This window comes from Vibrio tritonius (genome assembly GCF_001547935.1).
GTDB classification, from domain to species: domain Bacteria; phylum Pseudomonadota; class Gammaproteobacteria; order Enterobacterales; family Vibrionaceae; genus Vibrio; species Vibrio tritonius.
The window spans coordinates 1,796,458-1,814,374 of record NZ_AP014635.1 but is presented as its reverse complement, the minus strand read 5'-3'; the positions used below and the strand labels follow the sequence as shown (position 1 = coordinate 1,814,374).

The 17,917-nt window shown below is 52.2% G+C and carries 2 protein-coding genes; both read left to right on the top strand.

Going from position 1 to position 17,917, the window contains the following annotated elements; genetic code table 11:
* Position 1: 1 nt before the first annotated feature.
* Positions 2-6,541, top strand: a complete 6,540-nt coding sequence (locus JCM16456_RS07990; RefSeq protein ID WP_068713715.1) for a non-ribosomal peptide synthetase — start codon at positions 2-4, stop codon at positions 6,539-6,541.
* The gene (locus JCM16456_RS07985) at positions 6,534-17,906 is read left to right on the top strand and encodes a non-ribosomal peptide synthetase (protein ID WP_068713714.1); all 11,373 of its coding nucleotides are present in this window, start codon (positions 6,534-6,536) and stop codon (positions 17,904-17,906) included. The genes JCM16456_RS07990 and JCM16456_RS07985 overlap by 8 nt, the downstream gene beginning before the upstream one ends.
* The last annotated feature ends 11 nt before the right edge of the window (positions 17,907-17,917 follow it).

The window sequence follows — 17,917 nt, the reverse complement described above, 5'->3', positions numbered from 1 at the left end:
TATGAATACTCCTCAAGATAAGAAACTAGCCGCGTTGATGCAGATGATGCAAAAACGCGCTGTCGCTGGTAAAAAAACGCCATCCTCAACCGACCAAAGCACCTTAGGACAAACCATTACTGCCGTCAGTCGCGAGCAAGCGTTACCGCTCTCATTCTCACAGCAGCGATTGTGGTTTATTGAAAAACTGAACCCAGCCGCTTCGTCGGCTTACCACATCAGTGGCGCAGTTACTGTGCAAGGCGCACTTAACGAAGCGGCGTTCAGCCAAGCGCTGAACCAACTGGTCGCGCGCCACGAAGTGCTGCGCACCCAATTCCCTGAACAGGGTGAAGCGCCGGTTCAGCATATTTTGCCAAGCGACAGTGGTATGCCGTTTGAGCGGCTCTATTGCGCGGATGAGCAAGCGCTATTAGATGAGATTGCCCGCCTCGAACAGCAACCGTTTGATTTACAGCATGGGCGTTTGATTCGCGCCGCCTTGTTATCCACACCGACTGGCGACCCTGTGCTGTTTTTGTGCATGCACCACGCGATTGCCGATGGTTGGTCGTTGGGCATTGTCTTTCAAGAGTTGAGCGCTCTCTATGCGCAAGCAGCGACAAGCAACACCGACCACCAAGCCTTACCGGAACTGGCGTGTCAGTACGCGGACTATGCGGTATGGCAACGTGAATGGTTACAAAGTGCGGCAGCACAGAAACAGAGTGAATTTTGGCGTGACACCTTAACGGAGGCGCCAGAGCAACTGTTGCTTGCGACCGATTTTCCTCGTCCAGAAAAACAGAGCTACCAAGGTGGTCGTTTGCCAGTGGTGTTTGATGCTGAGTTTTCCGCGCAACTGCATCAGTTTAGCCAGCGCCACGGCATGACCGATTACATGGTTATGCTGGCAGCTTGGGCATCCCTGTTGTCGCGTTTGTCTGGGCAAGAAGAGGTGGTGATTGGCTCGCCGATTGCTAACCGTTCGCGCCGCGAAACGGAAGGCTTAATTGGCTTTTTCGCCAACACGTTAGCGCTGCGCATTGCCCATCCGCAGGGACAAAGCGTTAGTGACTATTTGGCGCAAGTGAAAGCACGCAATATCGCAGCACAGGCCAATCAAGATTTGCCATTTGATCAGGTGGTTGAGCAGCTAAAACCGAACCGCTCACTGGCTTACCCCCCCCTGTTTCAAGTGATGTTCGCTTGGCATGATGCCAACTCAGCGCAATTGCAATTGGGTGATCTACGCACCAAGGTGTTTGATATTCATGGCGAGCAGACTCAGGCTCAGTTTGACCTTTCTCTCTCTCTTGGTTGGAATAACGGCTGCATCGAAGGGGATTTACGTTTTGCTGCTGCGCTATTTCGCCCAGACACCATGGCGCGTTATCTGGCGTGTTGGCGTCAACTGCTGAATGAATGGATGGCAAATGACCAACAAGCGGTCGATGCGGTTAATTGGCTCAGCGCCAGTGAACGAGAATTGGTAACGCAAACGTTCAACCAAAATCAGCAGATTCTACCGGTTAACCAACTGATTCATCAGCGTTTTGAGCAGTGCGTAGCTCGCTATGGACAACGTATTGCAGTCAGTTTTGGTGAGTCTCATTTGAGCTATGGGCAGCTTAATGCCAGTGCTAACCAACTGGCGCACTGGTTACAAAAACAGGGTGTTCGTCCAGATAGCCGCGTGGCGATTGCCCTCGATCGCAGTGAGCAATTACTGGTCGCGATTCTAGCCACATTGAAAGCCGGTGGCGCATACGTCCCGCTTGATCCGAACTATCCCAAAGAGCGTTTGGACTACTCATTGCAAGATTCCGCGCCGCAGGTGGTGATCACAACCACAGCACTCATCGACAAACTTGGCGAACTGCCAAAAGACGCTACTTTAGCTCTGCTTGATAAGCCGCAATGGCAACAAGAATCTCAAGCTAACGTCGATGCAGAGGCGATGGGGCTGACGACTGAGCACATGGCGTACATCATCTACACATCCGGCTCAACGGGTAAACCGAAGGGCGTGATGGTTGAACATCACAATGTGCTGCGCTTGATGGAAGCAACCCAAGCGGATTATCAATTTAACGAGCACGATGTGTGGACGCTGTTTCACTCTTATGCGTTTGATTTCTCGGTGTGGGAAATTTGGGGCGCGCTGCTGTTTGGTGGTCGTTTGGTGGTGGTACCGCATCTCATTTCCCGAGCACCTGAAGCCTTCTATCAACTGTTGTGTGCCGAAAAAGTGACCGTGCTGAACCAAACGCCAAGTGCGTTTCGTCAACTGATTAGCGCACAGCAGCAGTTTGCCCCAAGCGATGCACAGCATGCGCTGCGTTACGTAATTTTTGGTGGGGAAGCCTTGGAGCTTTCTGCCTTAGCCCCTTGGTATGCTCGCTCTGATAATGGGGCAACGCAACTGGTCAATATGTACGGCATTACCGAAACTACGGTGCATACCACGTACTATCCGCTTTCAGCCGACGATGTTCAGCGCACTGGCGCAAGCCCCATCGGACGCGGCCTAAAAGATCTGCGTTTGTACCTATTGGATGAGCATCAACAGCCTGTACCTGTTGGGGTAACCGGTGAGTTGTATGTGAGTGGCGCTGGGGTGGCGCGCGGTTATCTTAATCGCGCTGAGTTAACAGCAGAACGTTTTCTGCTTGATCCGTTTGTGAACGATGGCCTTACCCGCATGTACAAATCCGGTGACTTAGGGCGTTGGTTAGCCGATGGTTCGATTGAGTATCTTGGCCGTAACGACGATCAAGTAAAAATCCGCGGTTTTCGGATCGAGTTGGGCGAAATTGAAGCCTGTGTTCGTGGCTTTGGTGACATTCGCGATGCGGCAGTCGTGGCGCAAAAAACCGCCAATGGTGACCAGCGTTTGGTGGCCTATTTTGTTGGTGATGATATTGAGATTGAAGCGCTGCGCGATCACGTTGCCAGCGTAGTACCGAATTACATGGTGCCAGCAGCTTGGATGGCATTAGAGCGTTTACCGCTGACCAGCAATGGCAAACTGGATCGCCGCGCCTTGCCTGAGCCTAGCGAAGGTGGGCTGGTGCGTCATGCGTATCAAGCACCACAGGGCAAAGCGGAACAAGCACTGGCGGATCTGTGGAGTGAGCTATTGCACGTGGCCCAAGTCGGGCGCAGCGATAACTTCTTTGAACTTGGCGGTCATTCACTGCTGGCAGTGCAAATGACGCACCGTGCACGTAGCTTGCACGGATTAGAGATTGGTCTTAGCGCCTTGTTCGAACATCCGGTCCTCAGTGATTTGGTTACTGCTCTGCAGTTGGATGTGACTGAATCAACAACACGGACACAAGCTGGTGGCAGCGAAGTGATCACGCCGCGCGCTGATCAGAGCCGTGCGCCATTGTCACTGGCTCAGCAACGCATTTGGTTCTTGTGTGAAATGGATGCCACCATTAGTGCCGCCTATGTGATTAAAAGCGGCGTCGCTATTAAGGGTCAGCTTGATATTGCTGCGCTCGAAGCGGCATTAAATGCCCTTTACCTGCGTCATGATAGTTTGCGTACACGCTTTAGCTCAGTTTCCGGTGTGGCGTATCAAGAAGTGGACACGCAGCGTCAAACGTTCCCGCTGATCATCACTCAGGGCCGCGCTGAGTTTGCCCCTCGTTTTGATTTGGCCACCGGACATTTGGTGGCCGCGCAGCTGTGCGCTCTAGATGCGACACACCACGAACTGCGTATTGCGATGCATCACATCATCGCCGATGGTTGGTCAATGGCGAACTTCATTGCGGAATTGAGTGCCTTATATGCAGCGCATGTGCAGCATCAGACGGCTAACCTACCAGAACTGACGATTAACTATGGCGATTTTGCCGCATGGCAGCACAGCGATGCCATGCAAGAGACGTTAGCGCAGCAGCAAGCCTATTGGGTAAAACAGCTCGCTGCCTATCCGCACTATCTTGATCTGCCAACCGATCATCCGCGTCCAGAAAAACAAGATTTTGCTGGCGCGAGTCGCCCAGTGGTACTGGATGCAGCACTGACGGCACGTCTTAACCAATTTGCCCGCGAGCAAGGTTGCACCTTGTACATGGTGCTGTTGTCGGCATGGTCAACGGTCATGGCACGCGTGGCGCATCAAGATGAAGTGATTATCGGTACGCCTATTGCTGGGCGTAGCTCGGCGCAAACCGAAGCGCTGCTAGGGATGTTTGTCAACACTCAGCCTATGTGTGTGGCCATCGATAGCGCCATCACCACGCAGCAGTTACTTGCCCAAGTTAAAGCCACTGCACTTAATGCGCAAGAGCATCAAGATTTGCCGTTTGAGCGAATGGTTGAAGCGGTGGCTCCAGAGCGTAACCCAGCCCATAGCCCGATCTACCAAGTGATGTTTGCCTTGCAAAATATGCCGCAAGCCAGTGCTGTGCTAAAAGGGCTAACCCTGGACGTACTCAATGAACCCGTCACGACCGCGCAGTGTGATTTGAGCCTGCTGGTGAGTGAAGAGCAAGGAGAACTGCGTGGTCAGCTCAACTACGCCACGGCACTGTTTGCCCCTGCGCGCATTGAACGTTTGATTGGTTATTGGCAAACCGTGCTGCAAGGTATGCTTGCCGCGCCGCATACGCCAATCACCGCTTTGCCGATGTTGGATAGTGTTGAGCGCGAACAGGTGCTTTATCAATACAATCAAACCACTCATGAGTTTGGCCGCGCGATTTCCATTGCACAGCGGTTTGAAAACGTAGCGAATCGTTATCCCGATGCGATTGCGCTGGTGGAAGAGGAGACGCGTCTTACCTATCAAACCCTGAATGTGCTTGCCAACCAACTGGCCCATCGCTTGTTGCAACGTGGTATCCACTCTGGCGATACCGTGGCAGTGTGTATGGAGCGTTCGATTGAATTGGTGATTGCCGAGCTGGCTATCGTCAAATGTGGCGCGGTGTATGTGCCGATGGACATCAATGCGCCATTGGATCGTCAGCAGTTTATCGTGAGCGATAGCCGCGCACGATTGTTGTTGGTCGCAGAACAACCCGCCGACAAAACGCAGCCGTTGCCTTCTGCTGAATTAGCCATCGATCATCTGGTGGTCAGTCGTCAACTGAGTGCCCAAAGTGCGGGCAATTTTGCCAACGTAGCAACGGCCATCAGTGGCGATGCGCCAGCCTATATCATGTACACCTCAGGTTCGACCGGGCAGCCGAAAGGGGTGGTTGTGCCGCACCGCGCCATTAGCCGTTTGGTGCTTAACAATGGTTATTTGGAATTCAGTAGCCATGACCGCGTCGCGTTAGCTGCTAACCCAGCATTTGATGCCACCACCATGGAGATTTGGGGACCACTGCTCAATGGGGCGGCGGTTGTGGTGATCAGTAAAGAGCGACTGCTTAATCCTGATGCACTGGCTGATCATTTGGTCGAACAAGGAGTATCGGTCTTGTGGCTAACCGTTGGGCTGTTTAATCAATACGCCAGCGCTCTAGGCAAAGCGTTTGCTCAACTGCGCTATTTGATGGTCGGTGGTGATGTGCTTGATCCGCACACCATTCGCGACGTACTGACTCAACATGCGCCAAAACACCTGCTTAACGGATACGGTCCAACAGAAACAACGACCTTTGCGCTCACTCATGAGATCACGCAAGTTACCGATGTAAACCGTTCAATTCCGCTAGGCAAACCGATTGGCAATACCCAAGTGTATCTGCTGGATGAGCACCAAAATCCAGTGCCAATGGGTAGTGTGGGTGAGATTGTCATCGCGGGTGAAGGGGTAGCGTTGGAATATTTAGGCCAGCCGGAGCTGACTAAGCAACGCTTCTTGTTGAATCCATTTAGCCAACAACCGGGCGCGCGCATGTATCGCAGTGGCGATTTGGGCCGACGCTTAGCTGATGGCACGATAGAGTTTCTTGGCCGTAACGATTTTCAGGTCAAGATTCGTGGCTATCGTATTGAATTGGGTGAGATTGAAGCAGCGCTGCAAGCCTTGCCTGAAATCGATGATGCGATTGTGATTGCCCAAGGTGAAAGCGCCGCCAACAAACGTTTGATTGCCTATTTCACCAAAACGCCACACCAAGCGCTGACCAGCAATCAACTGAAAGTGGCGCTGCAACAGCATCTGCCTGCTTATATGGTGCCAAGTGCTTTTGTTGAGCTTAGCCAGTTGCCGCTGACGGCGAATGGCAAGGTCGATCGCAAAGCCTTACCTGAGCCAGACGATAATGCGTTGGCACACCATGAATATCAAGCACCGAAAGGGGCGTTAGAGCAGCAGTTAGCCGCCATTTGGTGTGAGTTGCTGGCGACGCCACAAGTAGGGCGTGATGACCATTTCTTTGAACTGGGCGGCCACTCTTTACTGGCGGTTCAACTGATTTCTCGCGTGAAAACCCAAACTGCGATCCCACTGACGATCGCGGATCTTTTTGACCATCCAACATTAAAAGCACTCGCAACACGTATGGCACTGATTAAGTTATCTGCCTTTAAGCAGAAGGATCTGGCTTCTGCGGCACAAAAATTGTTTAAGGGGAAAATCAATGGCTGATATGACCGATTTTGATCTTGAGAACCTCACACCAGAAGAGATGATGGCGCTGCTTGAGCAATTAGAAAGCCAAGGAGCCGAAATGGAACTGGAGCAAGAAAATGCTATCGCTCCTGCACACTTGGATACCTATCCTTTGTCTATGGCGCAGCAGCGTTTGTGGTTTTTGGCACAAATGGGCGATGCCAGCGACAGTGCCTACCTAATTGAAGGCGGCATTCGCCTGCAAGGTGAGTTGGATAAAGGAGCGCTGCAAGCAGCGCTCGATCAGGTGCTAATTCGCCATAGTGCTTTAAGAACCCGCATCGAAACATGCGATGGCACGCCGCTGCAAAAAATCGATACGCAGTTGCGTCAGTTTCCAATGACGCAAATCCAAATGAGTCGTGCAGCGGCGTTAGCGACGCCGTTTGCCCCAAAATTCGATTTGGAGCAGGGGCCATTAGTGGCGGCGCGTTTAGTCACGATTGAGCAAGATGAGCACGCACAAGATGAGCATTGGCTGCAGATCGCGATGCATCACATCATCTCCGATGGTTGGTCGATGAGCATTTTTACCGGTGAACTGAATGAGTGTTATCGCGCACTGGTAATGAATCAAGCGCCGCAACTGGCGCCACTTGCGATTGAATATGGTGACTTTGCTTTGTGGCAACGAGAGTCGCGTCAAGATGCGTTAGCGGAGCAGCAAGCTTATTGGCAAAACCAGCTTGCGGGCATTCCGGATTGCTTATCTCTACCGACCGATTTTCCTCGTCCCGCAGTGCAAAATTATCAAGGTGAGGTGGTTGATGTGGCGCTCGATAGCCAGTTAACCCACGCCATCAAATCTTTGGCGCAGGCGCAAGGTTGCACCTTATACATGACGCTACTGGCGAGTTGGTCAGCGCTGTTAGCCCGCCTTTCTGGACAAGATGACATTGTGGTCGGCTCACCAATTGCCGGCCGTATGCGCGAAGAAACCGAGCCTTTGATGGGTATGTTTGTTAACTCGCAAGCGATGCGTGTTGATCTTTCTCAGCCTGTAACAGCAGCAGAGCTGCTTGCGCAAGTGAAAGCCACCACCGTGGCGGCGCAAAGCCATCAAGAGTTGCCATTTGAAAAAGTGGTTGAGGCGATTGCACCTCAGCGCTCGTTAGCGCATAGCCCTATTTTCCAAGTGATGTTTGCCCTGCAAAACTTGCCGCAAGCGCAAGTGACTTTGCCTGGCTTAACCATCAGTGAATTGGCACAACCGGTTACGACCGTGAAGTTCGATTTAAGCTTAGTAGTGAGCGAGCAGGACGATCAAATAGTCGGTCAACTTAGCTTTGCTAGCGCGCTCTTTACGCCAGAAACCGCCCAGCGTTTGGTTGGTTATTGGCAAGCGCTTTTGGTGGCGATGGTAAGCGACGCTACTGCGCCAGTGCAATCTTTAACCATTATTTCTGCAAACGAAAAGCAGCAGTTACTTAGTGATCTCAATCCACTGTCTCGCCCTTTACAAAACGCGCAACTGATTCATCAAAAGGTGGAATGTTACGCGTACCAATCGCCTGATTCGGTTGCGGTAATGACCGACAATGACCATCTCACTTACGGTGATTTGAACACGCGCGCCAATCAGCTTGCGCACTGGATGGTTCAACAAGGTGTTGGCAGCGAAAGCCGCGTGGCACTCTGCTTTGACCGCAGTTGTGAGTGGATTGTTGCGATGCTCGCGACACTCAAAGCGGGCGCAGGTTATGTGCCGATGGATCCAGCTTATCCGGCAGAGCGTATCGCTTACATGCTCAGTGACAGCCAGCCACAGTTGGTGCTGAGCGATGGCTATGTGGATATCACGCAGATGCTGACTACCAATGCACAGGCATCTGATGCGGAACAGCGCTTTAGCGGCAAAGTGGTTAATGTCACGACTGACGCCGCGCTTTGGCAACATGCGAGCAAAGAGAATCTGAGCGTTGAAGGTTTAACGCCAAATAATTTGGCCTACATCATTTATACCTCTGGTTCGACTGGGTTACCGAAAGGGGTCATGGTTGAACATGGTCAGCTCAATAATTTGATCGAATGGCACCAAGAGACGTTCCAAGTCGGCGCTGGCACCTGCACATCTGCCTTAGCTGGTATGGGCTTTGATGCTGCGGTATGGGAAATTTGGCCATCATTGACGGCAGGGGCGTGCATTACGATGCCAACGCTCGCGGTCTCGAAAGATCCAGAAGCGCTGCTGACCTGGTGGCAGGCACAGCCCATTGAAGTGGGCTTTTTATCGACGCCGATTGCTGAGTTGGCGTTCGCTCGCGAGGTTCAACCTCAAAAATTACGTGCGCTGCTCGTTGGCGGGGACAAGCTTAATCGCCTTGCTCCAGCCAGTGCGACCTATTCGCTGTTTAATAACTATGGTCCAACCGAGACGACCGTGGTTGCCACCTCTGGCCTGATATCTGCGCAGCAGAGCAGTTTGCCAATTGGCCGTCCGCTCACCAATACCAGCGTCTATTTACTGGATGCTTATGGTCAATTGGTGCCGCGTGGAGTGGTGGGCGAAATCTACATTGGTGGCGCTGGCGTGGCGCGCGGCTATGTCAATCGCCCCGACATGACTAACGAGCGCTTTGTTGTCGATCCATTTAGCGATAAACCCAATGCCCGCATGTATCGCAGTGGCGACCTTGCACGTTGGAACCAAGATGGCACGCTTGAATTTCTTGGTCGTAACGATGACCAAGTGAAAATCCGTGGTTTTAGGATTGAACTGGGTGAAATTGCAGCCGTATTGCAGCAGCAACAGAGTATTGAAGAAGCGGTCGTCGTGGCGCGAAGCGACGGTCAACAGCAACGCCTAGTAGCGTACTTTACTGCTAACAATGGCGATGGCGCTCGCCAGCTCGACATTGATGAGTTGCGCAGCGCCTTGGATGAGGTGTTACCCGATTACATGGTGCCGGCAGCCTTTGTCGCACTCGACACCATGCCACTGACTGCCAACGGCAAAATAGATAAAAGAGCGCTGCCTAAACCGGACGATTCTGCGTTTGTGCGCCGCGCCTACAGTGCGCCGCAAGGGGAACTGGAATGTCAACTGGCTGCGATTTGGAGCGTGCTACTCGGTGTTGAGCAAGTGGGCCGTGAGGATAACTTCTTTGAATTGGGTGGCCATTCGTTAATGGCGACGCAATTGGCGGCGCGCATTCGCAGTGAGCTTGGGTTGGAGTTGTCGTTGACCACGCTGTTTGCGCATCCCCAATTAAGTGCGTTAGCGAGCGAACTGGCGCTCAGTAATCATCAATTGCAAGAGGCTACTTCGTTAGCACTTCGCCCACTCACTGCAGCACATGAGGGTGATATTCCGCTCTCATTAGCTCAGCAGCGGTTGTGGTTCCTTGCGCAAATGGAGCCAGAGTCGCAAGCGGCTTACACCATTTCCGGTGGAGTACGTTTGGTGGGTAACCTGAGCATGATGGCATTACGTCAAGCTCTGAACGATATTATGCAGCGTCACGGCACTTTGCGTACTCGTATTGACTATCGTGATGGCAAGGCCGTGCAAGTGGTTGATCCGCTGGCAGGAGAGTTTCCTTTGCTGGTGGTGGAGCAAGGTGACAATGTCACGTTTAATCCTCACTTTGACCTTAATAAAGGGCATTTGGTCGCAGCGCAATTAGCCAAAGTGAGTGACCAAGAACATCATCTCTTTATTGCGATACACCATGTGATTGCCGATGGCTGGTCGATGGGCATTTTGATTTCGGAATTGACCCAAGGTTATCAGGCGCACCTGCGTGGACAGGTGGCAGCACTAGCGCCACTGGCAATTCAGTACACGGATTTTGCCTTGTGGCAGCAACACTATTTGAGTGGTGAACAGCTGACTGCGCAGCAAGAGTATTGGGTGGCGCAATTGAGTGGTGCGCCGGAGTGTTTAACTCTGCCAAGCGATTTCGTTCGTCCTATGCAGCAGCAATACCAAGGCGACCATGTGGCCGTGCAGTTAGATGCACAACTCACTCAAGGGCTGCACAATGTGGCAAAACGCCATGGCGCAACCCTGTTTATGACCTTGATGGCAAGTTGGGCTGCCTTAATGGGCAGACTGGCCAATCAAGATGATGTGGTGATTGGCACGCCTGTTGCGGGACGAACTCGCACCGAAGTGGAGCCTTTGATTGGCATGTTTGCTAATACTCAAGCGATTCGCGTCAATGTGGCTGATAGCCTCACTGCCAGCGATGTGATTGCCCAAGTCAAAGCTACTTTGGTGGGCGCGCAAGATTATCAAGATCTGCCGTTTGAACAAGTGGTGGAAGCGGTCGCACCAAGTCGTAGTTTGGCGCATAACCCGATTTTTCAGGTGATGTTTGGCTTGCAAAACCTTCCGCGCAGCGAGTTTGATCTGCCGGGGCTGACGGTTACCCCAATCGATAGCGACCTGCGCAGTGCGCAATTTGATTTGAGCTTAATGCTTAATGAGCACGAGGGTGAAATTAGCGGCTTCTTGAACTTTGCGACCTCGCTCTTTACTCGTGCCACGATCGAGCGTTATGTCGCATGTTGGCAGCGTTTATTGCATGCACTAGTGGCCGATAGTGAACATCTCACCGTGGCTAAGATGCTGCTGATTGATGAGCAAGAAAAGCACACCGTGCTCGAAGGTTTTAATCAAACCGAAAAAGCCTACCCAACCGAGACCTGCATTCAGCAGCGCATTGAAGAGACCGTTGCTCGTCTGCCGCACCAAGTGGCGGTGCAGAGCGAGCAAGGTTTTACGCTGCCAACTGAACTCACCTTTGCTGAGCTAAACGCACACGCTAACCAATTGGCTCATTGGCTGGTGAAACAGGGCGTTCGTCCCGATAGCCGTGTAGCGGTTTCACTCGAACGCAGCAGCGAATTGGTGGTGGCACTCGTGGCGATTTTAAAAGCCGGTGGCGCGTATGTACCGATGGATCCCGGTTATCCCGAAGATCGCTTGGAATACATGGTGCAAGATAGCCAACCGGTGGTGCTGATTACCACCAATGAACTGCGCAGCCGTGTGGGGGCGATTCCAGCATCTGTCCAAGTAGTGAATTTCGCAGGGGAATTACCGTGGGCGAGTGAATCGACGCAGAACCTCGACCCTAACGCGCTGGGACTTACGTCCCGTCACTTGGCGTACATCATTTACACCTCAGGCTCGACCGGTAAACCCAAAGGCGTGATGAACGAACATTGCGGTGTGGTAAACCGTTTAAGTTGGATGGTGGATGATTACGGTTTTAATTGCGATGACGTGATTTTGCAGAAAACCCCATTTAGCTTTGATGTGTCGGTGTGGGAATTCTTTGCACCGCTGTGGGTAGGTGCCACGTTAGTGATGGCCAAACCGGAAGGGCATAAAGACCCAAGCTATCTGCGTGAGTTGATTGAACGTCGCCATGTGTCGATTTTGCACTTTGTACCACCGATGCTGCAGATGTTCTTGGAAGGCACGGAACATCCCCGTTGTCCAAGCCTGCGTTTGATGTTCTGTAGTGGTGAGGCGTTACCTGCTGAAACCATTCGCCGCACCTACCAAACACTGCCTCATGTTGAGCTGCATAATCTTTATGGCCCAACCGAAGCGGCGGTCGATGTGACCCAATGGCATTGTCCGCGGGATTTAATCGGCGATAGAGTCTCTATCGGTTCCTCAGTCGCTAATACCCGCATGTATGTGCTTGATAGCCAAGGTCAACCTGCGCCTTTGGGCGTAGCGGGGGAAATTTTTATCGGCGGCGTGCAAGTGGCGCGCGGCTATCTTAACCGCGACGACTTAACTGCGGAGCGTTTTGTGTGTGACCCGTTTGTGGCTGATGAAAATGCCACTATGTACAAAACCGGTGATGTGGGACGCTGGCTGGCTGATGGCACCATTGAGTATCAAGGGCGTAACGACGACCAAGTGAAAATCCGCGGCTTCCGTGTTGAGCTTGGCGAGATTTCCTCTGCGCTGAAAGGATGCACGGATGTGCTCGAAGCCGTGGTGATTGCTCGTGGCACCAGTGCCAACAAGCAGCTGGTGGGTTACTTTACCTCGGAGCAAGTGCTTTCAATTGAAGCGATTAAAGCGCAGATGGGCGAGCGTTTGCCAGAGTACATGGTGCCAGCGGCACTGATGCAAATCGAGGCGATTCCACTCACGCCAAACGGCAAAATGGATCGCAAAGCATTGCCAGAGCCAGCGGAAGAAGCCTTTGTGCGCCGGGTTTATGTTGCGCCGCAAGGCGAGCAAGAGCACTTATTGGCGTCACTTTGGCAACAACTGCTGGGTATTGAACAAGTGGGGCGCTTTGACAGTTTCTTTGAACTGGGCGGGCACTCATTGCTGGCGATTCAACTGATTGAAAACTTGCGCCGTCAAGGTTGGGAGCTGAAAATCAAGGCGCTCTTTAGTCAACCAGTATTGGCCGACGTAGCAACAAGCTTGGTGGCTCAGTGCCAACAAGTGGTCATCGCCGAGAACTTGATTCCGCAGACTTGCCATTACATTACGCCGGATCTGCTGCCATTAGTGACATTGTCACAAAAAGAGATCGATCAGATCGCTAAACAGGTGCCTGGCGGCATGAGCAATATTCAAGATATTTACCCACTCGCGCCACTGCAAGAAGGGATGCTGTTCCACCATATGTTGGCAACCCAAGGTGACCCGTATGTCAGTCGCTTTATTCAAGCGTTTACACAGCAGGAGTCACTGGAAAAATTCGTTAGCGCACTGAATCAAGTGGTCGCGCGTCACGATATTTTACGTACGGCAATGGCTTGGGAAGGTCTGCAAGAGCCAGTACAAGTGGTATGGCGTAGCGCTGAAATCACGATTCAAGACCTGGTGCTCGATGGTGAAGAGGATGTGGCGCTGGCGCTGCAACGTCACTTTGCTCCAGAATTTACGCGGATGGACTTGCATCACGCGCCGTTAATTCAAGCTTATCGTGTTGAAGATAAAGCCAATGGACGTTGGTTACTCTGCTTGTTGATTCACCATTTGTGTAACGACCACACAACGCTAGAGTTGATGGTGGCTGAAGTGATGGCGATCTTAAGTGGCAAAGAAGAGCAACTGACTCCTTCTGTACCATTTCGTCAGTTTGTGGCGCGTACGCGCATGGCGCAAGAAGACGAAGTGCATCAAGCTTATTTCCGTCGTGAACTCGCCCATATCGATGAGCCATGCGCTCCGTTTGGTTTGCTTGAGGCGGATCTGGCCCAAGAGACGCAGCAGCATATCGAGCTGCCCGACGATTTGGCTCAGCGTATTCGCGCTTTAGTGAGCGAGCAGCACATCAGTGCCGCCTCTCTGTTCCACTTAGCGTGGGGTATCGTGCTGTCCCATGCGGTGGGGCGCAATGAAGTGGTGTTTGGTACGGTACTGTTTGGCCGGATGAATGCGGGCGAATCGGCCGATAAAGCCTTGGGGATGTTCTTAAATACCTTACCGGTGCGCTTACACCTGCAAGGGCAAAGTATCGCGCACGCACTTAAAGCGACGCATCAAACCTTGGCGGAGCTGTTAGAACATGAACATGCACCGCTCTCATTAGCGCAGCAATGCAGTGGTTTGCCGGCGAAAACGCCGCTCTTTAGCAGCATGGTTAACTACCGTTACCAAGCGGCTGCCGATGAGCAAAACGATGCCTCTTTCGCTAGTGAGGTGATCTTCAGCGAAGAGCGCACCAGCTATCCAGTGAGCATGAACATCAACGATCATATTGGTGCAGGCTTTTCTCTTGATGTGCACGTTGAACGCTCAGTTGGCGCGCAGCGCGTTGGACAAATGCTGATCACGGCGCTTGAACAGCTGGTTGCCGATACATCCGCTCCTGTTGAATCAATTCAAGTGCTGGCGCAGACAGAACGTGAGTGGGTGCTAGAAGGGTTTAACCAAACCGACAAAGCCTACCCAACCGAAACTTGCATTCAGCGGCGCATTGAAGAGACCGTTGCTCGTCTGCCGCACCAAGTGGCGGTACAGAGCGAGCAAGGTTTTACACTGCCAACCGAGTTAACCTTTGCTGAGCTAAACGCGCACGCTAACCAACTGGCTCACTGGCTGGTGAAGCTGGGCGTTCGTCCCGATAGCCGCGTGGCGGTTTCACTTGAGCGCAGCAGCGAATTGGTGGTGGCGTTAGTCGCAATTTTAAAAGCCGGTGGCGCGTATGTACCGATGGATCCCGGTTATCCAGAAGATCGCTTGGAATACATGGTGCAAGATAGCCAACCGGTGGTGCTGATTACCACCAATGAACTGCGTAGCCGCCTAGGTTCGATTCCAGCATCGGTACAAGTGGTTAATTTTGCGGGTGAATTACCGTGGGCAAATGAGTCACAGCAGAACCTCGACCCTAACGCGCTGGGACTTACATCGCGTCACTTGGCGTACATCATTTACACCTCAGGCTCGACCGGTAAACCCAAAGGCGTGATGAACGAGCATCGCGGCGTGGTGAACCGTTTAAGCTGGATGGTGGATGACTACGGCTTTAACCGTGATGACGTGATTTTACAGAAAACCCCATTTAGCTTTGATGTGTCGGTGTGGGAATTCTTCGCACCGCTGTGGGTTGGAGCTACGTTAGTGATGGCCAAACCGGAAGGTCACAAAGACCCAAGCTATCTGCGTGAGTTGATTGAACGTCGTCATGTGTCGATTTTGCACTTTGTACCACCGATGCTGCAGATGTTCTTGGAAGGCACGGAACAATCACGTTGTCCAAGCCTGCGTTTGATGTTCTGTAGTGGTGAAGCGCTTCCCGCTGAAACCATTCGCCGCACCTACCAAACACTGCCTCATGTTGAGCTGCATAACCTTTACGGCCCAACCGAAGCGGCAGTCGATGTAACCCAATGGCATTGTCCGCGGGATTTAGTCGGCGATAGAGTCTCTATCGGTTCATCGGTTGCTAATACGCGAATGTATGTTCTTGATAGCCAGGGTCAACCAGCGCCTCTGGGCGTAGCAGGTGAAATCTTTATCGGCGGCGTGCAAGTGGCGCGTGGCTACCTGAACCGTGACGACTTAACCGCTGAGCGTTTTGTGCGTGACCCGTTTGTTACAGATCCTAATGCCACCATGTACAAAACCGGTGACGTTGGACGCTGGCTGGCGGATGGCACCATTGAGTATCAAGGGCGTAACGATGACCAAGTGAAAATCCGCGGCTTCCGTGTTGAACTGGGCGAAATTTCGTCTGCCTTGAAAGGATGCGCGGATGTGCTCGAAGCGGTCGTGATTGCTCGTGGAACCAGTGCCAACAAGCAGCTGGTGGGTTACTTTACTGCTGAGCAAGTGCTTTCAATTGAAGCGATTAAAGCGCAGATGGGCGAGCGTTTGCCAGAGTACATGGTGCCAGCGGCACTGATGCAAATTGAGACGATTCCACTGACGCCAAACGGCAAAATGGATCGCAAAGCGTTGCCAGAGCCAGCGGAAGAGGCGTTTGTGCGTCAGCAATTTGTGGCAGCGCAAACCGAGATGGAATTGATGCTAGCACTTGTGTGGCAAGAGCTATTGGGCATTGCGCAGGTGGGGCGTTTCGACAATTTCTTTGAACTGGGCGGGCACTCTTTATTGGCGGTAAAACTGGTCAATCAGTTGCAACAGCGCGGGCTAAATCTCGATTTAGCGACCTTGTTTAGCACGCCAGTGATGAGTGAATTAGCACAGAGACTGGCTCATCAAGAGCAAGCGAGCCAAAACCCAGCGGGTAGCGATCGTTTAACCATCGCATTTCGTGATACTGGCAATGAGACTCCGCTGTTTATCGTGCCGGAAGCGAGTGGTGAAACCCTCTATGGCCCGCTGCTAACGGCTCATATTGATGAGCAGATCCCTGTCTATGGTCTGGTCGCGCCAGATCGCCGCAAGCCGTCGCTAAAAACCGTGCAAAAAGTGGCAGAGCATTATGTTCGCGCGATTCGTCAAGCTCAGCCCCATGGTCCCTATCGCCTAGTGGGTTGGTCATTTGGCGGCACCATGGCGTACGAAATTGCCGCTCAATTGATTGGTCAAGATGAGCAGATTGAATTTTTGGGCATCATCGACCGCTGGGCGATAGCGCCGCAGTTTGAACGAGATCATCACCAAGGCATGCGCTTTGCCGATATTGAGCAAGAAATCGCCTTTATGAGTCGTGAGATTGTCGAATATCAAGTGGTTAACGGCACTTATTCAGGAGTCTGCGACGAGGACATTCGTGTGCTACTGACGGAAAGTGAACGATGGCAGGACCATTTCTGTCTGGCACAAAAAATGGGTATCTTACCGGCGGATTGGAATGCAGAATATTATTATAACTGGCTGATTCATCGAAGAGATTTGCTCCATGCAGATTATCAGGCACCAAGTTTACCTGTGGTTCTCGACCTATTTGTTGCCCAGCAACGCCCCGTTGAAGAGCAAGGATTGCACGATCCTTATCTGGCGTGGGATCAGGTACTGCCTAGCGATGCAATTCGCGTCATGCCATTAGCTGGAGAACACCAATTGCTCATTTCTGAGCCTTATGTCGCAACCACTGGTGCTGCGATTAGCCAAGCCATACAGGCTCGTGCCAATCACAAAGATGCGCAGTCGAATCACACCTATGATCCGGTGGTGAAATTGCAACTCGGTAAAGGCGATTGCGCTCAGGTGTTCTGTATTCCAGGCGCTGGCGATAATGTGTTTAGTTTTATGGACTTAGCACAACAATTAGGCGATGACGTGAGTATCTATGGTCTGCAACCGCGCGGTTTGTGGGGCAAAGAAGCTCCGCATGCCTCAGTGGAAGCCGCCGCTAGATTCTACTGTCACGCGTTACAAAAACATCTTAGCGATCAACCGCTGCATATCGTGGGTCACTCGTTTGGTGGCTGGGTGGCATTAGAACTGGTCAATCAGTTAGAGGCGATGGGCATTGCTGTTGCGTCGCTGACCATTGCAGATTCTCGCGTACCCAATCCGAAGCAGCAAGAGTACACCGATGTGGCGGCGATGATGAAATTGGTTTCTCTGTTTGAGATGCAGGGCGTTGAACTGCATTTGTCGGCAGAAATTTTGGAGTCACTGTCGTTTCGTGAGCGTTTACGCCGAGTACATCAGAGTTTGATCGCTCAGCGTGTTATGCCTACGACCTCAAGAATTGAGCATTTAGAGGGGATATTCCGCGTTTTTGCAACCAATATTCGTACCAGTTATTGGCCTGAACGTCAGCCCCAAGCACCTATAGGGCTACTGCTTTCTCAAGAAGCGACCGAAGGACAACATCAGGGTTGGTTCACTTGGCACCCAACTATTCAGATAGAACAGTCGCTTGCTAATCATGTGCGTTTGTTAAAAGCGCCTTACGTTCAACAACTTGCTCAGCTGATTGCGTTATAGGCGAGCTTATG

What these genes read in the sequence shown, in the direction of transcription:
- JCM16456_RS07985 (WP_068713714.1), top strand. Translation starts at nt 6,534, where the DNA reads ATGGCTGATATGACCGATTTTGATCTTGAGAACCTCACACCAGAAGAG.
- JCM16456_RS07990 (WP_068713715.1), top strand. Translation starts at nt 2, where the DNA reads ATGAATACTCCTCAAGATAAGAAACTAGCCGCGTTGATGCAGATGATG.